Below are 20,163 nucleotides of genomic sequence, written 5' to 3' on the forward strand. Positions count from 1 at the left end.
TTTCATAATAAAATTAATATAAATAAGTTGTTTATTCATTTTTAAGCTTCTAAAACCCTGCATTTTCTGTAATCAAAAAGCCTCATAAACTTGCTATATTTTGCCTGTTTCGTTTAAGGTGGCCCCATCTTGGATATTATGGAAACTTTATGATTGAGAGTTGGTTTTTTGTATTGGCAATGTTGGCTGTTTTGCTCATTCCGGGGCCGACAAATGCTTTACTTGCAACCGCTGCTCATTCTCAAGGTTTATCTAAAGCATTTTGGCTTATTCCTATGGAATGGTTGGGCTATGCCTATGGTATTAGCTTTTGGGCCGTATTTATTCATTTAGCAGCACCAGTTTGGCCTGCGTTATTGCTGATTTTGCATATTACAAGTGTGGCATATGTGTTCTGGATGGCATTCCGACTATGGAAAACCACTCATTTACAACAGTTTAGTCAAACTCACAGTAATATTCGTCCGCGTCAGTTATTCTTCTCAACTTTAAAAAATCCGAAATCTTTACTTTTTGCCGCAGGTATTTTTCCAGCTGAAACCTGGAATTCGCCTGAAAATTGTCTAATGGTATTTGGCGTTTTTACATTGACGCTCATTCCAGCTGCGAGTTTCTGGATGATTTTTGGACGTGCATTATTGACAGGTCCCGTAAAGAAAATAAAAGCCGATCACTTATATAAAGGATCGGCTATGTTGCTTATCTTATGTATGCTTCCGGTAGTATTCCGTTTCTTCTAAATCAATCTCAAACGTTGGCTTTTCGTTTTTTTAGTTTTTCACGTATAAAGCCGATGATGCCCGGTAAAACACTAATAATGATAATGCCAAAAATGAGATGAGTGAAGTTATCTTTAACGATTGGCATATTTCCAAATAGATAGCCTAACGCCACAAAAGAAGCGACCCAACAAAATGCGCCAATCACATTATAAGTTAAGAAAAACTTATAATTCATGCTGCCAGCACCAGCAACAAAGGGTGCAAAGGTACGGGCAAATGGAACGAAACGAGCAAAAATAATCGTCTTACCGCCATGGCGAGCAAAGAATTCTTGAGTTTTAATTAAATGCTGCTTATTAATGAATCGAGAATTCATTTCAAACACACGTGGACCGATAAAACGTCCAATATGGTAGTTCACTGTATCGCCTAAAACAGCCGCCACGAAGAGTAGAGCACCCAATAACCATGGGTCCATCGCACCTGTAGATGCTGCTAAAGCACCTGCTGCGAATAACAAGCTATCGCCCGGTAAAAACGGCATAACCACTAAACCGGTTTCGACAAAAATAATTAGAAATAAAATGCCATAAATCCACGTCCCGTAATTTGTAATAAACTCGGCGAGATGCTGATCAACGTGTAGAATAAAATCAAGAAGTTCCATGAGATGTTTAAGTGGTAAACCGTGCTCAAATCCTAGCAGTGAGCCTCTAGAAAGTCAGTATAAAACATCAAAAATATACAAATTGATCATCCTGTTTGTGCAACGATATATATGGATTTTGAGTATTTAATTATCAATGTCCCAAACCTAGAATGAGCTCATCAATAAATAAGCATTTAAATAAAGGTGGCAAAATGTTTAATCCAAATGTAGTGGTCAAAAATATCGTAACGCAATCAGGCGCGGACAGTTTTATTAGCCTTATTGCTCGTCTTCTTATGGCTTATATCTTCATTGTTGCTGGTTGGGGGAAAATTACTGGTTATGCAGCAACTGCAGGATATATGGAAGCAATGGGGGTTCCAGCTGGGATTCTTCCTTTAGTGATCTTGGTTGAGTTTGGTGGTGGTTTAGCCTTATTGTTTGGTTTCCAAGCACGCTTTGCGGCTTTTGGTCTTGGTATCTTTAGTATTTTAACTGCATTCTTGTTCCACCAAGGTGGGGCTGACGCAGCGGCACAATACAATAATGGCATCCATTTTATGAAAAACTTAGCAATGGCAGGCGGTTTATTCTTCCTAATGCTTCATGGTGCTGGCCGTATTAGTCTGGATCATGCAATCGAGAAATAATATTCAAGAAAAAAACCGGATGAGCAATTCATCCGGTTTTTTTTTACTTGTTTATTTTAAAAATTAAAGCATAAATTGGATTTGCAATTCCCCAACCACGAAACCAAGCACTGCACCGACTGCAATCAAGGCCCACTCATCTTCTTTAAATGCAGGACGTAACATGCCTTCAAATTCAGAAGGTGTTAGTTTTTGCATACGTTCAATGAGTGTGCTACGAATATTCATTGCATCTTCTGCATAAGACTCTACATATTTCATCGTCTCTGGAAGCTGTTGCATAATACGTTCAGCAACCTGTGATTTCATATTCTGATATTTTTCTCCGCCAATTGCATATACAACTAACGGGCGAATAACCCCAGCTTGCATATCAATTTCTTGTTTGACATGGCGGTTAACCAGATCAATAACACGTGCAGAATGTGTACCCGAAAATAACTCTTCCATCATGTGACGTGATGTTAAAAGTTGTTTGGAAATTAAAGCTGCATAGTCAGCTGCAACTTCATTTTGACGTTTAATAAACAGGCCTTGCCATGTGTAACCCAATATCTTTTTAGGATAAAGTGGTCTAAACATCATTTGCAGTGCAATCCAGTCACTGAAGAAACCCACAAAACCACCAAACAAAGGTAGCATCCAAGGGTATTTTCCTTGAGTGACAATCCAGCACAGCATCTGAATCACACCAATACCAAAACCAAATACAAAACCTACATTACTGAAAAATTTAAATTCTTGTTTTCCTACACGTTTAAAAATATTGTTGAGTAGGCGTTTATCTTTAAGCAAGTTGCTGATAACAAGATGTTTAATGTCAAAATATCGGTTCACATCACGCTGTACTTCGCTCATGATGTGTTCAACGATTTCGGGTGCTTTGGATTGCACACGACGAATGAGTCTTTGGCGAGCAAATTCTGGCATACCTTCCCATAAACCGGGCTGATATTCTTGAGCAACATCACGGGTAATATCTTCAGCCGCTGCAAGTAGAGGTTTTTCTATTTCTTTGGCAATACGTTTAGGATCTAGGCGTGCAAAAATTTCTTCAGGTTTAATCAGCTTAGCTGTCATGAGCTCAACAGCAATGGTTGCCATTTTTTCAGCTTTGCGAGGCACAATACCTTGCCAACCCAAAAATGGTTTAATACCTTTAAATTCAAGTGGTGAAAACATCATCTGGATGGCAACCACCTTGGTGATATAGCCAATTAAACCACTCATAAAAGGAATAGAGACATACAACCAAAAATGTTGCTGGAAATCTGCAATCATAGTTTGAAGCATTGTTGTTCCTTAGATTTCTATTGATTTTGATAGGGGGCAACAAGCCATAAAAATGGATAATTGTTTAAGCACAGACAAATATCGCTTATGGTATTTACCTTTCCATGGTAATGCCTGTTTTATCGGCTCATCTTAACATCAAATTCGAAGTGATGTTGCATAGAATGTGATGAATTTATCAATACGCATGGAGTTTTTAAGCGTAACCCATACATTTGATAAATATCATTAAATTTTGATTTATATCAAACAATCCAATTATAGAAATGATTCTGATATGAAAAAAATAAGATATATGATGATTTGCGGTGCGCCGAAGCGTGAAAAATGTTAAAATGGCGCGCTTAATTCTTTTGCCATTTAGTGGTTTGTCATGACTACCAATACTCAAATTACTGAAGATCGTATCCTGATTCTGGATTTCGGCTCTCAATATAGTCAGCTCATTGCACGTCGTGTACGTGAAGCTGGTGTTTACTCTGAAATGTATGCTTTTGATATGTCTGAAGAAGACATTCGCGCTTTTAAGCCAAATGGCATTATTTTGTCAGGTGGACCTGAGAGTGTACATGAAGAAGGCAGCCCTCGTGCACCACAAGTGGTGTTTGAGTTAGGCGTTCCAGTATTGGGTATTTGCTATGGCTTACAAACCATGTCTGAACAGTTGGGCGGTAAAGTTGAGCCGGGTACTGTACATGAGTTTGGTTATGCCGAAGTTGATATCGTTAAACGCGACCAACTGATTGGTAACTTACAAGACCGTGAAAACCAACTTCATGTTTGGATGAGTCATGGTGACAAAGTTAGCCAGATTCCAGAAGGCTTTACCATTACTGCAAGCACACCAAGCTGTCCAGTTGCTGCTGTAAGTGATGAAGCGCGTCGTTTCTATGGCGTGCAATTCCACCCAGAAGTAACACACACGGCAAAAGGTGAAGAGTTACTTGCAAACTTCGTTCATAAAATTTGTGGATGTGGTGGCCTTTGGACACCTGAACACATCATTGATTTACGTGTAGAGCAATTACGTGAACAAATCGGTGATGAAAAAGTTCTTTTAGGTCTTTCTGGTGGTGTTGACTCATCTGTCGTTGCTGCGCTTTTACACAAAGCAATTGGTGATCAGTTAACATGTGTATTTGTTGATAATGGTTTACTTCGTTTAAACGAAGGTGACCAAGTGATGCAAATGTTTGCTGAAAACATGGGTATCCGTGTTATTCGCGCAGATGCTGAACAACGTTTCTTAACTGCATTGGCTGGTGAAGTTGATCCAGAGAAAAAGCGTAAAATTATTGGTCGTGAGTTCATTGAAGTTTTTGCTGAAGAAGCACGTAAACTTGATGGCGTGAAATTCTTGGCGCAAGGTACGATTTACCCAGACGTAATCGAATCTGCTGCAAGCAAACAAGGTAAAGCACACGTTATTAAATCTCACCACAACGTGGGTGGTTTACCAGACGATTTAGAATTTGAATTGGTAGAGCCATTACGTGACTTGTTCAAAGATGAAGTTCGTAAGTTAGGTACTACACTTGGTTTGCCACATAGCATGATTTACCGTCATCCATTCCCGGGCCCTGGTTTAGGTGTTCGTATTTTGGGTGAAGTGAAGAAAGAATATGCTGATATTCTTCGTCTTGCTGATGACATCTTCATGCAAGAGCTTCGTGACAGCGGTTGGTATGATAAAACTGCTCAAGCGTTTGCTGTGTTCCAACCTGTTAAGTCAGTTGGTGTAGTGGGGGATGGCCGTCGTTATGCATGGGTAATTGCGCTTCGTGCAGTTGAAACGGTTGACTTTATGACAGCTCGTTTTGCACATTTACCATATGAATTGGTTGATAAAATCTCAACGCGTATTATGAATGAAATTAAAGATGTATCACGTGTTGTATATGACGTGTCATCTAAACCACCAGCAACGATTGAGTGGGAATAATTTTTCCCCTGTTAGTTGGTAAAGAAAAGGACGTGTTAGCGTCCTTTTTTATTACTTAACTTTTAAAGAGAAAAATTAATTTTGATATTTAAAAACTTTGATTGTCTCATTCATAGCACCCTGTGTATTACTAAAAGACTATATTGAATAATGAGTGTATTGTTAAGATCATTACAACGACTCATTGCAAAAGCATAGGTAAAAGAGAGTAATATCATGAGCAATAATAATGATTACGATATTTCTGATTCAAAGGATTGCGAAAAATTTGCCAATCAGTTTATTCAGGAATTTCCAATTCGCTCTGCTGAAATTGGACAGGGGACAGTCATTAAGCGGGCTTTACCTAGCCGACAAAAACGAATGATTGGTGCGTGGTGTTTCTTAGATCATGCGGGCCCAGTAACTTTTCCAGCAGGCGATGGTTTAGATGTTGGCCCTCATCCTCATATTGGTTTGCAAACCTTTACTTGGATGATTGAAGGCACCATGATGCATACCGATAGCTTAGGCTCAAAACAACTAATTCGTCCTAAACAAGTGAACTTAATGACAGCGGGACACGGAATTTCACATACAGAAGTTGCACCTGATACAGAAACTCAAATGCACGCTGCGCAGCTCTGGATTGCCTTACCAGATGCTAAGCGCAACATGGATCCAAAATTTGAACATTATCCTGAACTGCCTGTTGTTGAGAAAGACGGTCTAGAGTTTACCGTGCTTGTGGGTGAATATCTGGCAACGACTTCTCCAGTTGTGGTACATACGCCGTTAGTTGGTGTTGACTTAATTGCTACCGAAGATACTAAAACCCGTATTCCATTAAATCCTAATTATGAATATGGTTTTATGGCGCTTGAGGGTAGTGCTCATGTGAATGGTCATGAGTTAACTGCCGACAACATGGTGGTATTAGATACGGGTCTTAGTGAAATTGAGGTTGAAGTAAAAAAAGGCAATCGGATTTTGTTGATTGGTGGTGAACCGTTTGAAACGCCAATTTTACTCTGGTGGAACTTTGTTGCACGTACTATGGATGATTTAAAAGAAGCTCGCGAGCAATGGATTAACCATGATGCACGTTTTGGTGAAATTCCAGATTATGTAGGTGCGCGTTTAGAAGCCCCTGTTCTTCCAGATCAAATGAGAGCATCAAAATGACAGCAGTAATCGCAAGCAGTAAAGCAAAGCCCCTTGCTGAACAATGGAAGGGCGAAATCACCAGTGGTCGCCACCAATATTTTTGTGATGAGCCAGAGAAGCTAGAGGGGCAAGACCAAGGTCCGGCGCCCTATGATTTGCTCACTGGAAGTTTAGCCGCTTGTACGCTCATTACTTTAAGAATGTACGCAAAGCATAAGGGTTATGATTTTGGTGAGTTTTCGGTTGAAATCGATTTTCATACAAATAGAGAGCATGAAGAACACATAGAACGTCGCATTGTTTTTAAAGACTTACCAAACGAAGAGCTTCAACAAAAAATCTTAGCGGTATGCGGTAAAACCCCCGTCACTAAAACTTTGTTACGTAGTTTAGACATTCATACTGTGCTTGTTACAGTGTAAAAATGCTATTTTGTTGAGGTGGATGATTTTATATCCATCCCACAAATGGAATAAAGCAGCATGTTCACATGCTGTTTTTTATGTAAAAAAGAAAAATAAAAGCAGGCAATAACATGATTAGTGTACACCACCTGGAATGTTCGCGATCGTTTCGAATTTTATGGGCTTTAGAAGAGTTGGGCTTAGATTATGATATTCATTATTATCAACGCCTACCTAACTATTCCGCTCCAGAAACATTGAAATGTATTCATCCTTTAGGTAAAGCTCCGATTTTGACTGATGATGAACAAGTCATCGCAGAATCAGCTGTGATTTTAGAATATTTACAGCAGCGTTATGATCAGAAGCAACAATTTAAACCTACCGATCCTCAAGATTTACAGCAGTATATTTACTGGATGCACTATGCAGAAGGTTCACTTATGCCATTATTAGTCATGACTTTGGTCATGAATAGTGTAAACAAGCATGTGCCATGGCTAATTCAGCCCGTAGCTAAAAAAATCACGGAAGGGGTAAAGGCAAATTTTGTTCGTCCACGTATGAAAGATCATATTAGTTTTTTAGAAAACTATTTGGCAGAGCATGAATATTTCGCAGGTGATTTTTCATTTGCTGATATTCAAATGAGCTTTCCTTTGGAAGCTTTACAATCCCGCTTACAGGGTAAATACCCTCATATTCAAGCTTTTTTACATCGTATTCAGCAAAGACCCGCGTTTCAAAAAGCGAGACAAAAGGGAATTGGTTCTAATGAAAGGAATTGCGCTGATATTTAAAAGAAAAGGAACAAATATTTGTTCCTTTTTTATTTTCACTTTACTTGCGTTTGATCACGATAGAATCAATGCCGCTGTGTTGTAAGGTCTGTTGAGCAGCCAATGCAGCGTCTTGAGTGTCATACGGTCCGGAAATAACGCGATACCATGTTTGCCCGTTTTCAGTACTTTTAATTACGTCAGCAGATAAGCCATTTAAAATTATTTCTGCACGGCGGGCATCGGCCTGATCAGGGTCGTTATAACTACGAACTTGTAAAATATAAGTAGGTTGCTGAGGAGTTGTAGCTGTCTGATTAGGATCAATTCCTACACTTTCAGAGGCAGCGGGTTGAGTTGTGCTTGGTGCCTCAACAATCATAGCAGTGCCTTGATTTTTACTTTCAGGGATCGCTTGTTCAGGAATAGGGGTAACTTGTTGCTGAGGTAATAGATCGTAGAAGCGATAGTCTTTATTGGTATCTTCTTCTTGATAATGCTCAGAGGTAATCTGATTTTTCGCAGGAACAGGTTGCCAAGGTTTCCAAAGCATAAGCATTACAGCGATACATAAGACCGCCAAAATAGCGACAAGTGTCCCTAACCATTTGGGAATTAGGGGCTTTTTAGGCTTGTTAGGTCTTTCAGATACACCGCGTTGCGTTTTGCCAAACACGTGGATTATTCCTCTGTATTTTGATTGTTTTTTAATTCGAGTTTGATTCTCGTCTTACGATGTTAAAAGCAGCGGTTTGTATTCGCTATCTTAACTATACAAACCACCGCTTACTATATATTGCATGACCTTTGATTTGCTGTCATGCAATATATTTATTACATAGATTCTGGTGCAGATACACCAAGTAATTCTAAACCATTACGAAGCACTTGTTGTACATTGATTGAAAGCAATAAACGGGCTTGTGTAAGCTCTGCATCATCGCTTAATACTTTATGCTCATTGTACCAACCGTGGAACAGGGCAGCTAACTCTTTTAAGTAGTTACCTACCTGATGTGGTTCATACGCATTTGCTGCTCGTAACACTGCATCTGGATAAGCTGCCAATTTAGCAAGAATCTCAGTTTCGGCATCAAGAGACAAGCGCGCCGCATGTGGGCGAGCAGTGTTTACATCGAATTGTAAGTTTGTGCTTGCTGCTTTTTCTAACATACGACAAATACGTGCGTGTGCATATTGAATATAGTACACAGCATTGTCTTTACTTTGTGACACAGCAAGGTCAAGGTCGAAGTCGATGTGTTGTTCACTCTTACGCATCACATAGTAGAAACGAGCTGCGTCATTGCCAACTTCTTTACGCAAGTCACGTAAAGTCACGAACTGACCTGAACGAGATGACATTTGAACCATCTCGCCACCGCGCCATAAACTTACGAACTGAACTAAAAGGACAGTCAATTTTTTAGAGTCGTAACCCATTGCATCAATCGCCGCTTTTACGCGGGAAATATAGCCGTGGTGGTCAGACCCCCAAATATCGATAAGGTCAGTATAACCACGTTGTAATTTATTTAAGTGGTATGCAATGTCAGATGCAAAGTAAGTGGTTTGGCCATTACGACGCTTCACAACACGGTCTTTTTCGTCGCCAAATTCAGTCGATTTAAACCAGATGTTACCATCTTTTTCATAAAGGAAGCCGCGTTGATCTAGTGTTTCTAACGCTTCATCAATTTTTGCACTAAGAGACGCTTCACTAAACCATTGGTTGAACGTTACACCAAAGTCAGCAAGGTCATCTTTAATATCATCTAAAATGGCATGAAGAGCAGCTTGGTGGAATACGCGGTAGCCTTCACCTAACAACTGTTGTGAATTGGCAATAAGGCCATCAATATGTTTTTCTTTGTCGCCAGATAAAACGACTTTATTGCCGTCGCTATCTAGTTCTTCTGCATATTGTACGTCTTCTGGCACATCTTTGTAGACATCAGCCACTTCACGAAGGTAGGCATCGCCATCTTTATCAATAATAGTCTGTGCGATTTCTTTAACGTAATCGCCTTGATAAGCATTTTTTGGAAATACAAGTTTTTGACCAAGTAATTCTAAATAACGTAAATAAGTAGAAGTCGCCAAAATATCCATTTGACGGCCTGCATCATTCACATAGTATTCACGGTCAACTTTAGCACCTGTTGCTTCAAGTAACGTAGCAACAGTCATACCATATGCAGCGCCACGGCCATGTCCTACATGTAGACTAGACGTTGGGTTTGCAGAAACAAATTCAACTTGGATCTTTTTCGCTGCATTCGCTTGGCTGCGACCAAAGATTTCTTTTTGTGCTTGAATCTGGTCAAGAATAGCAAAGCGCTGGTCTGCATTTAAAAAGAAGTTAATAAATCCGGGTCCTGCGATTTCAGCTTTACTGATATCTGCAACTTCTGGTAATGCAGCTAGAACTTTCTCAGCTAAATCACGTGGTTTCATACCAGCAGGTTTCGAGCCGATCATGGCAATATTAGAAGCAAAGTCGCCATGGCTTCGGTCTTTGGTGCGTGTTAAGTTGCTTGTGTTTTTCCAGTCGGAAGGAAGCACCCCTTCTTGTTGAAGAGTTTGCACTGCATGGTCGAGAGCTGCTTGTATTGCCGTATTCATATCAATCGAAAATAGATGTCGCAGAAAAACGTCAAATATAGCAAATTTCCGATGACTTAGGGGAGGGGATTTAATATTCCAATAATTCTTTATGCAAATTACTGATGATTATTTTTTAAATGAATGTCGGTTGTTGAATCGTCTTATTATTCTAGAAATGAAGAATTACAAGCCTTTTGGGTAATTTTGATATGTAAATTACGTGTTTAATTGAATACTATTTCCTGAGGAAATACCTGTTGCCGCTAAATCATATAATTATGGCTTTTAAAATTAAGAAAATAAAAGAAATTTTTAAAATTATAAAAATATTAAAATGCTGATTTTTATTGGTTATTTTTAAACATGTTGTAACTAAATAGTGTTTAATTTTAACATCACAGTTTAAAATATCTATTTTGATCGAATTAGGCTTAAGCTTATACGCACAAAGAGTTTTAGAGACCATACAAACGTGTTTTTCTCTACTCTAAGCTGGAAAATGAGATAGGCAATGATATCAGGACACCCAAGTAAACATCCCCTTTATATCCCATATGCAGGTTTTACACTTTTAGAGTTACCACTTTTAAATAAAGGTTCGGCTTTCACTGAAGAAGAAAGAAGTAACTTTAACTTACACGGTTTACTCCCCCATATTATTGAAACTATTGAAGAGCAGAGCCAGCGCTCTTATCAGCAATATTGTGCTTTTACTGACGATATCAACCGTCATATCTATTTGCGTAATATCCAAGATACCAACGAAACTTTGTTCTATCATTTAATCGAAAATCATCTTGAAGAAATGATGCCGATTATTTATACCCCAACAGTGGGTGAGGCATGTCAACGCTTCTCTGATATCTATCGTCGTCATCGTGGTGTTTTTATTTCATATCCAGATCGTGATGTGATTGATGATATTTTGCAAAACGTAAATAAAAATAATGTAAAAGTCATCGTGATTACTGATGGCGAACGTATTTTGGGTCTTGGTGATCAAGGTATTGGTGGAATGGGTATCCCTATTGGGAAGCTTTCACTCTACACCGCTTGTGGTGGAATTAGCCCAGCTTACACATTGCCAATCACAATTGATGTAGGGACGAATAATCCACAATTGTTAAATGATCCGATCTATATGGGTTGGCGTCAGCCACGTATTAGTGGTGATGAATATTACGCATTTGTCGATATGGTGATTGAAGCTGTAAAGCGTCGTTGGCCAAAAGCATTAATTCAGTTTGAAGATTTCGCACAAAAAAATGCGATGCCACTTTTAGAAAAATATCGCGATAAAATTTGTTGTTTTAACGATGATATTCAAGGAACAGCAGCGGTATCCGTAGGTAGTTTGATTGCAGCAAGCCGTGCAGCGGGCAAGCAATTAAAAGATCAGAAAATTGCTTTCTTGGGTGCGGGTTCAGCAGGTTGTGGTATTGCCGAACAAATCGTTGCGCAAATGGTTGCTGAAGGTTTGACGGATGCTGAAGCACGTGCACGCGTTTACATGGTGGATCGCTTTGGTTTGATTACCGGAAATCAGCCAAACCTATTGGATTTCCAACGCAAGTTAGCGCAAAAAGCTGAGGTGGTTGATCAGTGGGGCAATATTGAAGAAGTGATTTCACTCCTTGATGTTGTTAAAAATGCTAAGCCTACAGTGTTAATTGGGGTTTCTGGTCAACCAGGTCTGTTCACAGAAGAGATTATCAAGACCATGGCGGCGAATTGTGAGCGCCCAATTGTTATGCCGTTGTCTAACCCAACTTCACGTGTTGAAGCTGTACCGGCTGATATTGTGGAATGGACTGAAGGTAGAGCATTAATTGCAACAGGTAGTCCGTTTGCTCCTGTGAATCATCACGGCAAGCTTTATAATATTTCTCAGTGTAATAACTCGTATATTTTCCCGGGCATTGGCTTAGGTGTAGTGGCATCGGGTGCTAAACGCGTTACTGAAAATATGCTCATGGCATCAAGTAGTGCTTTAGCAAATTGTTCTCCATTGCTTAAAGATCCACAAGCTGATTTATTGCCACCGTTAGGTGAAATTCAACAAGTGTCTAAAGTGATTGCATTTGAAGTTGCGAAAGCTGCAATGGCAGATGGCGTGGCTGTAACGATTAGTGATGACTTACTACAGCAAAAAATTGATCAATCATTCTGGAAACCTGAATATCGCAAATATAAGCGTATTCCTTTCTAAGGTTCAGAACGTAAAAAGAGGAGCTTAAGCTCCTCTTTTTTATTTTAGTCTTCTAAAATTTCTTCGAGTAATTCTTCGCTAGGTGCAAAGTAATATGCGCCATCTAGTGGTGTCACGAAATGCAATAGGCGATCATGGATGCCATCTCCACTTGTACCGAACATACGTTTTAACATGGCATCAATAATGTTCAGGTCCTTGGTGTAGGCAATAAAAAATAAACCTTGATCGCCTCTGCCGTCGCCATAAGGCAGACTATGACGCAAGATTTCCATTTCTTCGCCTTCATCATCTTCGACAACAGTACGGGCGACATGGGCATTTTCTGGTTTAACGTCATCATCAAGTTCAATTGACTCAAGCTTAGTACGACCCATAACATTTTCTTGAGCATCAACTTTTAATTTTTTCCATTTTTCTAAGTCGTGTGCATAACGCTGCGCGAAAATGAAACTGCCATCAGCAAAAACTCCCGCGCTTTCTGGTAATAGGGCTGTTTCTGCACGGTCATCTGGAAATTGAGGGTTTTCTGTACCGTCTATAAAGCCTGTAATATCTCGGCCATCGAAATAGCGGAAGCAAACACGCTCATCAAGGACTTCAACTTTATCTTTAATACCTTCAAAAAAGGCTTGGCTCAATGCAAAACAAATGTCAGAACGCATACTCGCGATATGGATGAGAACGTCAGCTGGTACGACTGGCATGTTAAATGCGCCATTTTCTGGTTCAAGTTGTTTAAATCCAGCAGGAGATTGACTATAAAGTTGCTTCCAAAGTTCTGGACCAAAAGCGACTGCTGTTTTAATTTGCGCGTCTGAATGCTGAGTAATGAGACGGTCGCGTGCTTCAAACAACGCTTCGAGTTGTTCTTTTAATTCATCAATCGATAAGTCTTTTAAACGAAGAACAATAAAACGCGCATGATCTGATGGCAACGGCAAAATGACAGATTGAGCAGTCATTGGAAGGTATCTCCTCAATTATAATTTAGTATGAGCTTTAATTATTGTGCCTGATGCGAAGAGCGGTTAGTAGTCTATTTCTTGATTTTATTGTTTGAATTCTCATCAATATCGTTTTATAAAACGGTATAATTCCACTTTTATTGTCTATTTTTACTATGTCTTTGCAAGTTTGGTTTGCCTATATGTTGGCCTGTTGGGTCATTAGCATCTCTCCGGGTGCTGGAGCGATTGCTTCAATGTCGAGTGGTCTAAATTATGGCTTTAGACATGGTTACTGGAATGTGATTGGGATGCAAATTGCTTTGCTGCTTCAAATCATGGTGGTGGCAGCAGGTGTAGGTGTCCTATTTGCAACAACTCCTTTAGCTTTTCAGTTTGTTAAATGGTTTGGCGTAGCTTATTTATTGTATTTAGCATATTCGCAATGGACAGCACCTGTAAAAGATATAGAAATTCAACAAGAAAAAAGAGATAAGTCTGCTTTAGCTCTGTTGTTAAAAGGCTTTGTGATTAATATTAGTAATCCTAAAGCGATCGTATTTTTATTGGCAGTTTTGCCGCAGTTCTTAGATTTGAGTAAGCCTCAATGGATACAATATCTAATTATGGCGGCTACTATGATTACGATTGATTTGATAGTAATGGCAGGATACACGGGATTGGCGTCAAAGGTTTTAAGATTACTTCGGTCCCCTAGGCAGCAAAAATATTTAAATCGGGGCTTTGCTGTGATGTTTAGCTGTGCGGCTTTATTATTGAGCACAGTTCATCAGGCGTCCTAATCTAGGTCGCCTGTGTCTGATTTTTTAGTTTTTGAGTTATAAAAATAACAGCAAAACTTAATGCCATACATAAAACAATACTAAGGCCTGTAGAGATATTGAGTGCTGCACTTGACCATAAACCGACACTAACGCCGAGCTGGGCTAACACAAACGCCCAAATCACCATTTGCTTTGGCGAATTTGCTAATAGACGAGCGCTTAAGGCTGGTATTACGAGTAGTGCCCCCATGAGCAAAGAACCTACAGCACGCAAAGCTAAAACTGTAAATAAAGCCAATAACAGCATAAAAATAAGGCGTTGCCAGTTTGCATTCACGCCTTCACTAATTGCGATATCCGGATCAATTGCAAACTGTATTTGCGGCTGCCAAAAACGGTAGAGAATCACGATTGATATCGCAATAATTAAAGTGAAAACGGGTAAGTCGGGCCAATCAATGCTAAGTAAGTCACCAAATAAATAACTTAAAAGCTCTGGTCTTAAACTTGGAACATGTTGAATAAACAATAAACCACTACACAGTAATGTCGCTGAACATAAGGCGAGTAGAGCATCGTTTGGTAAACGATTGTCATGTAAAGCCCATAAAACGCCGACCAGTAAAACCGCCGTGCCTGCAACGCCAAGCCATAATGGAAGACTTAAAGCTCCGGCAATAGCAACCCCGAGTAGTGTACCATGCGCCATTGTGTCAGCAAAAAAAGACATACGTCTCCAAAGCATCAGACAACCTAGAGGCGCGGTCAAAAATACCAGCAGGGTTCCCATAATCCATGCGGGCAACAATAATTGTAACCATTCCATCATGGCTTAAGCTTCCGGTTCTGGGTGAATGTGAGGACGGTCATTATGAGGGCAGGGGTGTGCAGCATCACCGTGAGCACAATGGTCATGATGATGTTGATAGAAGACCCTTTGAGTTCCAAAGATTGCCTGATATTCAGGGTGTTGTTGGATATTCTCGGGTAGCCCGCTACAGCAAATATGTTTATTTAAACACACTACGCGGTGTGTTCCTTGCATAACCCATTGTAAGTCATGAGAAACAATTAAGATCGCACACCCATACCGTTCTGGCAGACTGCGGACATAATCATAAAGTTCCGCTTCTGACTGAATGTCTAGACCTTGCATGGGTTCATCAAGAACTAAAATATCTGGTTGGCGAAGTAGAGAACGAGCCAAAAGTACACGTTGGCGTTCTCCACCGGAAAGTTGTTGTACTTTTGATTGTTGTAACTTTGAAATACCTGTGTCTTGAATAATTTCCTGACGCAGGGCAGTGCTGCATTTTTCTAGGTCTAGTAGGTCTTGAACACGCAAAGGTAAGCTGTGTGACGGGTTAAACTTTTGTGGCACATAAGCCATTTTAAGTTTTTTATGATTAATAACACGCCCACTACTCGGCTGGAGAATACCGAGTAGAACTTTAATTAGTGTTGATTTACCTGCACCATTAGGACCAATTAAGGACACGATTTCATTCTGATGCAGGGAAAAATCAACTTTTTTTAATATATCCCGATCATCACGATGAACAGAAACCTGCTCAAGCTGAATTAATACAGGATTTAAGGAGTTGTGCGGCACTGTTGGCATTTCCCCGAAATTTCAATAATGCTGTGTTGAGCCATAAAGTCATCTGAAGCTGCAAGCTGGTCAAGCTGGTGTGTAAGACCTTGGGAAGAGGCCTCTTTAACCATATGACATTCAGTACAAATTAAGAATGCTGCTTGGTGGCCTTCACGCGGGTGGCAGCAAGGAATATAAGCATTAATAGAAGTTAGGCGGTGAATGAGCCCTTTTTCTAATAAGAAATCTAAAGTTCTATATACAGTTGGAGGTGCAGCAGGGCGATCGGTTTGACTTTTTATACGTGCCAATAAGTCATAGGCGCCCATTGGACCTGACGCATTTAAAATGAGTTCCAGAACTTCTTTGCGCAAAGGTGTAAGACGTGCGCCAGTCGCAGAACATAAACTTTCTGCTTCAGCTAAACGGCTTGCGACATTGTGGTGATCATGCACACCATGCAAAGAATCATGATGTTCATGCGAGCAGGAACTCATAAGGATAACCTCGAATTTTTAACGGAATATTAGCATGAAGCGATGCTTCATTCGATTAATCTTAGGTATTTTTGTAACTTTGTTATATTATAACATGCTTCGAGCTAATTTAAATTGATGGTCTATCATGTTCCGTTTTTTTGTTTTCAGTATGTTCTCGCTTTTGAGTACGTTAGGGTGGAGTCAGGGTTTGGTGGTTTCTACGCACCCGATTTATCTGATTGCAAAAGAAGTCACTCAGGGTGTTGAAGAACCACAACTCTTATTAAAGGGACAAACTGGACATGACGTACAATTAACCCCAGCGCATCGTAAAGCAATTAATGATGCTTCTTTGGTGATTTGGCTGGGTAAAGCGCATGAAGCGCCTTTAAATAAATTATTAGGTAATAATAAGAAGGCTGTAGCCTTATTAGATAGTGGTATTGTTTCTGTTTTACCCCAGCGAAGTACACGCGGTGCAGCTTTACCCAATACAGTAGATACACATGTATGGTTGGAGCCTAACAATGCGGTTCGAATTGGTTTCTTTATTGCCGCTTTGCGCTCTCAGCAACAGCCTGAAAATAAGGCAAAGTATTGGAATAACGCCAATGTGTTTGCCCGTAAAATGTTCCAGGCAGCACAAGCTTACGATAGTTCAAGTAATGGCAAACCGTATTGGGCATATCATGATGCCTATCAATATTTAGAACGCTCACTAAACTTAAAGTTCGCCGGTGCTTTAACAGAGGATCCTCACGTTGCACCAACAGCAGCTCAAATTAAGTATCTTAATGATAGTCGACCAAAAAAACAGATGTGTTTATTGGCGGAAAGTTTTACCACTAAGAGTCAATATCAAAAATTAGGTAACATTACTTTTCAGCCAGTAGACGAGAGCATGAATAATGAGGATGATTTCGTCACTGCATGGAAGAAACTGGCTATAAAAACAGATAAATGTGTATTAAGTACGCAAAAGTAAGATAAAAAGTAAACAAAGGCTGACTGTAGCGTCAGCACCACCTGTCATGAAAAACCCCGACTAAAGTCGGGAAAAGATTGCATGTTCAGGGGTGTAACTCTATAATGCCTGCGATTAAAAGCGATCATCAGCTAAACTTGTCAAGCATTTATGCTGTGAGTGGATAAATAATGAGCCAAACTAGTCGCTTGATTGACCGACGATTAGCAAAAGCTTTGGTCTTCTTACAAGCATGTATGATCCCTGTTTCCGCTCTTGTAGCGTGGAGCATAAAAGACATGACAGCAGCATTAAGTGCGGCACTTGGTGCGTTGGTCTGCTGGCTTGCGACGAGTTATTTTTCGTGGCAATCCTTCAGAACAGCAGGTGCACGAGCATCAAAACAAGTGCTGTCTAACATGTATAGGGGCATGTTAGGCAAATTTGCAATCATGATCGTTGGATTTATTTTGATTTTGAGCAATGTTAAACCTTTATCACCGTTAGCATTGCTGTTTGGTTTTATTCTCGTTCAGGCAATGTCGTGGGTCGCTCCGTTCTGGGTGTCACGTCTACAAAAACGGGTGTAGAAACAAGAAGAATTGAAGATTTTTTGGAGGGTAGCGAGATATCGACAGTGCGCCGATGTTCGTTTCCCTTCTTTTTAGTAATTGACATTGACCAGGTGTGATTTATGGCTGCTGAAGAACATGCCCTCACTTCGACAGAGTATATCAAGCATCACTTGACCAATATGACCTATGGCAAAATGCCAGACGGTACATGGAAATTGGCTGAGACTGCTGAAGAAGCTCATTCGATGGGGTTCACTGCAATTCACTTGGATTCAATGGGTTGGTCAATTGGCCTTGGTGTGATTTTCTGTTTGATGTTCTGGATCGTTGCGAAAGCTGCTAATGCAGGTGTTCCAACTAAATTCCAGTCTGCAATTGAAATGATCATTGAGTTTGTTGACTCAAGTGTCCGTGATACTTTTCATGGCAAATCACGTTTAATCGCTCCGCTTGCACTCACTATTTTCGTGTGGATTTTCCTCATGAACTTAATGGACTTGATCCCAGTTGACTGGATTCCTCAAGTTGCAGCGTTTGTAGGTGCAAACGTATTTGGTATGGACCCTCACCACGTTTACTTCAAGATCGTTCCATCTACAGATCCAAACATTACTTTAGGTATGTCTTTATCTGTATTTGTACTTATCTTGTTCTACAGCATCCGCGAAAAGGGTGTTGGTGGTTTCGTTGGCGAGTTGGCACTTAACCCATTTAACCCAAGTAATCCAGTTGCAAAAGCGTTGCTTATTCCAGTGAACTTGATTTTGGAATTGGTAACATTCCTTGCTCGTCCGATTTCATTAGCTCTCCGACTATTCGGTAACATGTATGCCGGTGAGTTGATCTTTATCCTAATTGCTTTATTGCCGTTCTGGATTCAATGGGCGTTGTCTGTGCCTTGGGCGATCTTCCACATTCTTGTAATCACGTTGCAGGCATTCATCTTTATGATGCTTACCATCGTTTACTTGAGCATGGCAAGCGAAAAACATTAATGGTATTGCCTAACTATCAAATGATGGTTGGGCTGAATTTTTTTAATTTAATTTGGTAATAACCTAACCTCTGAGGAATTTTTCATGGAACTCACTTTAGGTCTAGTTGCAATTGCATCTGCTATCTTGATCGCTTTCGGTGCTTTGGGTACTGCGATTGGTTTTGGTCTTTTGGGTGGTCGCTTTTTAGAAGCTGTTGCTCGTCAACCAGAATTGGCTCCACAACTTCAAACTCGTATGTTCTTAATCGCGGGTCTTCTTGATGCTGTGCCTATGATCGGTGTTGGTATTGGCTTGTTCTTCATCTTCGCTAATCCATTTGTAGGTTAATCATCTTAATTCCTAAATCCACTATTTGAGGAATTGCAATGAATATCAACCTCACATTGATTGGTCAAGCGATTGCGTTTGCATTCTTTGTTGCATTCTGCATGAAGTTTGTTTGGCCACCACTAATCAATGCGATTAGTGAGCGTCAGCGTAAAATCGCTGATGGCTTAAATGCAGCAGAAAAAGCGAAAGCTGACCTTGCCGATGCACAAGCGCAAGTTAAGCAAGAGCTTGATGCAGCTAAAGCACAAGCGGCTCAATTGATCGAACAAGCGAACCGTCGTGCAGCGCAATTGATCGAAGAAGCTCGTACTCAAGCTGCGGCTGAAGGTGAGCGTATTCGTCAACAGGCTAAAGAAGCTGTTGATCAAGAAATCAATTCTGCTCGCGAAGAATTACGTCAACAAGTAGCTGCTTTGGCAGTAACTGGTGCAGAAAAAATCCTGAACCAGCAAGTTGACGCAGAAGCTCATAACGCCATGCTGTCTCAGCTGGCTGCTAAACTTTAAGCGAGGCGAATTATGGCTGAACTCTTGACGTTGGCACGTCCGTATGCCAAAGCAGCATTTGCTTATGCTTCTGAGCAAGGTGCAACAGACAATTGGTCGAATGCGTTACAAGTGCTCAGTGCTGCGGTGCAAGACGAAGCATTTTCCGCTTATTTAAATCGCCCTGAACTTACTCCTGCGGAGCAAGTGAAGCTTTTTGCTAAAGTTTTAGGTGAAGATCAATCTCAAGCAGTGTCTAACTTTTTGACACTTCTTGCAGATAACGATCGTTTAATGTTGTTACCTGAAATTGAAGCAGAATATGAACAGCTTAAATCACAGAATAACAACAATGTGGATGTCGTGATTGAATCGGCTTTCCCATTAACTGCTGAACAAGAGCAACTGTTGAAATCTGCTTTAGAAAAGCGTTTTAACAGTACTGTAACTGTTTCAGTTGAAGTTAAACCTGAGCTTATTGCAGGTGTTGTAATTCGTGCAGGCGATCAAGTGATAGATGATTCTGCGCTTAACAAGCTTGAAAAAATGCGTACTCGTCTTCTTGCATAATGCAAATGATGAAGACTGAACTAATAAAAGATTGA

At 40.2% G+C, this 20,163-nt stretch carries 22 protein-coding genes; 14 read left to right on the forward strand and 8 right to left on the reverse strand.

Annotated elements, in window-relative coordinates:
* Positions 1–149: 149 nt before the first annotated feature.
* The gene (locus AWW73_RS05270; RefSeq protein ID WP_016144031.1) at positions 150–740 is read left to right on the forward strand and encodes a LysE family translocator; all 591 of its coding nucleotides are present in this window, start codon (positions 150–152) and stop codon (positions 738–740) included.
* 7 nt (positions 741–747) lie between these two features.
* Here the strand turns inward: AWW73_RS05270 and AWW73_RS05275 are convergent, their stop codons facing one another.
* A complete protein-coding gene (locus AWW73_RS05275; RefSeq protein ID WP_016144032.1) occupies positions 748–1,389 on the reverse strand; it encodes a DedA family protein in 642 nt (213 codons plus the stop codon).
* 194 nt (positions 1,390–1,583) lie between these two features.
* Between AWW73_RS05275 and AWW73_RS05280 the strand changes: the two genes are divergently transcribed.
* Positions 1,584–2,021 carry a DoxX family protein gene (locus AWW73_RS05280; protein WP_062848987.1) on the forward strand — a complete coding sequence of 146 codons (438 nt, stop codon included), beginning with the start codon at positions 1,584–1,586 and terminating at the stop codon, positions 2,019–2,021.
* A 63-nt stretch (positions 2,022–2,084) separates the two neighbouring features.
* Here the strand turns inward: AWW73_RS05280 and AWW73_RS05285 are convergent, their stop codons facing one another.
* Complete coding sequence (locus tag AWW73_RS05285) at positions 2,085–3,302, reverse strand: DUF445 domain-containing protein (RefSeq protein WP_014208114.1); 1,218 nt, start codon at positions 3,300–3,302, stop codon at positions 2,085–2,087.
* 385 nt (positions 3,303–3,687) lie between these two features.
* Between AWW73_RS05285 and guaA the strand changes: the two genes are divergently transcribed.
* From guaA to AWW73_RS05305, 4 genes are all read left to right on the forward strand, one after another.
* Positions 3,688–5,256, forward strand: a complete 1,569-nt coding sequence (guaA, locus tag AWW73_RS05290) for a glutamine-hydrolyzing GMP synthase (RefSeq protein ID WP_009387699.1) — start codon at positions 3,688–3,690, stop codon at positions 5,254–5,256.
* A 216-nt stretch (positions 5,257–5,472) separates the two neighbouring features.
* A complete protein-coding gene (locus tag AWW73_RS05295) occupies positions 5,473–6,420 on the forward strand; it encodes a pirin family protein (RefSeq protein ID WP_057105914.1) in 948 nt (315 codons plus the stop codon).
* Positions 6,417–6,824 carry an OsmC family protein gene (locus tag AWW73_RS05300; protein WP_014208118.1) on the forward strand — a complete coding sequence of 136 codons (408 nt, stop codon included), beginning with the start codon at positions 6,417–6,419 and terminating at the stop codon, positions 6,822–6,824. The genes AWW73_RS05295 and AWW73_RS05300 overlap by 4 nt, the downstream gene beginning before the upstream one ends.
* A gap of 113 nt (positions 6,825–6,937) precedes the next feature.
* A complete protein-coding gene (locus AWW73_RS05305; RefSeq protein WP_016144040.1) occupies positions 6,938–7,606 on the forward strand; it encodes a glutathione S-transferase family protein in 669 nt (222 codons plus the stop codon).
* A gap of 40 nt (positions 7,607–7,646) precedes the next feature.
* Here AWW73_RS05305 and AWW73_RS05310 read toward each other — a convergent pair whose 3' ends face one another.
* Together AWW73_RS05310 and argS are read right to left on the reverse strand one after the other, a co-directional pair.
* Positions 7,647–8,261 (reverse strand): SPOR domain-containing protein, encoded by a 615-nt coding sequence (locus tag AWW73_RS05310; protein ID WP_062848988.1) that lies wholly within the window; start codon positions 8,259–8,261, stop codon positions 7,647–7,649.
* Positions 8,262–8,419: 158 nt separating this feature from the next.
* Positions 8,420–10,210 carry an arginine--tRNA ligase gene (argS, locus tag AWW73_RS05315; RefSeq protein WP_062848989.1) on the reverse strand — a complete coding sequence of 597 codons (1,791 nt, stop codon included), beginning with the start codon at positions 10,208–10,210 and terminating at the stop codon, positions 8,420–8,422.
* Between the two features lie 493 nt (positions 10,211–10,703).
* On the opposite strand from argS, the gene AWW73_RS05320 reads away from it, so the two are divergent.
* Positions 10,704–12,401 (forward strand): NAD-dependent malic enzyme, encoded by a 1,698-nt coding sequence (locus AWW73_RS05320; protein ID WP_062848990.1) that lies wholly within the window; start codon positions 10,704–10,706, stop codon positions 12,399–12,401.
* 44 nt (positions 12,402–12,445) lie between these two features.
* On the opposite strand, the gene AWW73_RS05325 is transcribed toward AWW73_RS05320, so the two are convergent.
* The gene (locus AWW73_RS05325; protein ID WP_061875238.1) at positions 12,446–13,366 is read right to left on the reverse strand and encodes a Dyp-type peroxidase; all 921 of its coding nucleotides are present in this window, start codon (positions 13,364–13,366) and stop codon (positions 12,446–12,448) included.
* 158 nt (positions 13,367–13,524) lie between these two features.
* Between AWW73_RS05325 and AWW73_RS05330 the strand changes: the two genes are divergently transcribed.
* Complete coding sequence (locus AWW73_RS05330) at positions 13,525–14,151, forward strand: LysE family transporter (protein WP_031947103.1); 627 nt, start codon at positions 13,525–13,527, stop codon at positions 14,149–14,151.
* A 1-nt stretch (position 14,152) separates the two neighbouring features.
* Here the strand turns inward: AWW73_RS05330 and znuB are convergent, their stop codons facing one another.
* The 3 genes from znuB to AWW73_RS05345 are packed head-to-tail and all read right to left on the reverse strand — an operon-like array spanning position 14,153 to position 16,224.
* The gene (gene znuB, locus AWW73_RS05335) at positions 14,153–14,962 is read right to left on the reverse strand and encodes a zinc ABC transporter permease subunit ZnuB (RefSeq protein WP_016144046.1); all 810 of its coding nucleotides are present in this window, start codon (positions 14,960–14,962) and stop codon (positions 14,153–14,155) included.
* A gap of 3 nt (positions 14,963–14,965) precedes the next feature.
* On the reverse strand, positions 14,966–15,754 hold the full coding sequence (gene znuC / locus AWW73_RS05340) for a zinc ABC transporter ATP-binding protein ZnuC (RefSeq protein ID WP_062848991.1): 789 nt from the start codon (positions 15,752–15,754) through the stop codon (positions 14,966–14,968).
* Positions 15,727–16,224 carry a transcriptional repressor gene (locus AWW73_RS05345; RefSeq protein ID WP_016142503.1) on the reverse strand — a complete coding sequence of 166 codons (498 nt, stop codon included), beginning with the start codon at positions 16,222–16,224 and terminating at the stop codon, positions 15,727–15,729. The genes znuC and AWW73_RS05345 overlap by 28 nt, the downstream gene beginning before the upstream one ends.
* Positions 16,225–16,351: 127 nt before the next feature.
* Here AWW73_RS05345 and AWW73_RS05350 point away from each other — a divergent pair, with 127 nt between their 5' ends.
* From AWW73_RS05350 to AWW73_RS05375, 6 genes are all read left to right on the forward strand, one after another.
* Positions 16,352–17,191 carry a metal ABC transporter solute-binding protein, Zn/Mn family gene (locus AWW73_RS05350; protein ID WP_062848992.1) on the forward strand — a complete coding sequence of 280 codons (840 nt, stop codon included), beginning with the start codon at positions 16,352–16,354 and terminating at the stop codon, positions 17,189–17,191.
* Between the two features lie 170 nt (positions 17,192–17,361).
* The gene (locus AWW73_RS05355) at positions 17,362–17,760 is read left to right on the forward strand and encodes an ATP synthase subunit I (RefSeq protein ID WP_002114124.1); all 399 of its coding nucleotides are present in this window, start codon (positions 17,362–17,364) and stop codon (positions 17,758–17,760) included.
* Between the two features lie 104 nt (positions 17,761–17,864).
* Positions 17,865–18,740, forward strand: coding sequence for a F0F1 ATP synthase subunit A (gene atpB, locus AWW73_RS05360; RefSeq protein ID WP_002114072.1), 876 nt, complete (start codon positions 17,865–17,867; stop codon positions 18,738–18,740).
* 84 nt (positions 18,741–18,824) lie between these two features.
* A complete protein-coding gene (gene atpE / locus AWW73_RS05365) occupies positions 18,825–19,070 on the forward strand; it encodes a F0F1 ATP synthase subunit C (RefSeq protein WP_000424060.1) in 246 nt (81 codons plus the stop codon).
* 38 nt (positions 19,071–19,108) lie between these two features.
* A complete protein-coding gene (locus AWW73_RS05370; RefSeq protein WP_001024691.1) occupies positions 19,109–19,579 on the forward strand; it encodes a F0F1 ATP synthase subunit B in 471 nt (156 codons plus the stop codon).
* 12 nt (positions 19,580–19,591) lie between these two features.
* Positions 19,592–20,128 carry a F0F1 ATP synthase subunit delta gene (locus AWW73_RS05375; RefSeq protein WP_002114070.1) on the forward strand — a complete coding sequence of 179 codons (537 nt, stop codon included), beginning with the start codon at positions 19,592–19,594 and terminating at the stop codon, positions 20,126–20,128.
* Positions 20,129–20,163: the final 35 nt, after the last annotated feature.

The organism is Acinetobacter lactucae, assembly GCF_001605885.1.
Taxonomy (GTDB): domain Bacteria; phylum Pseudomonadota; class Gammaproteobacteria; order Pseudomonadales; family Moraxellaceae; genus Acinetobacter; species Acinetobacter lactucae.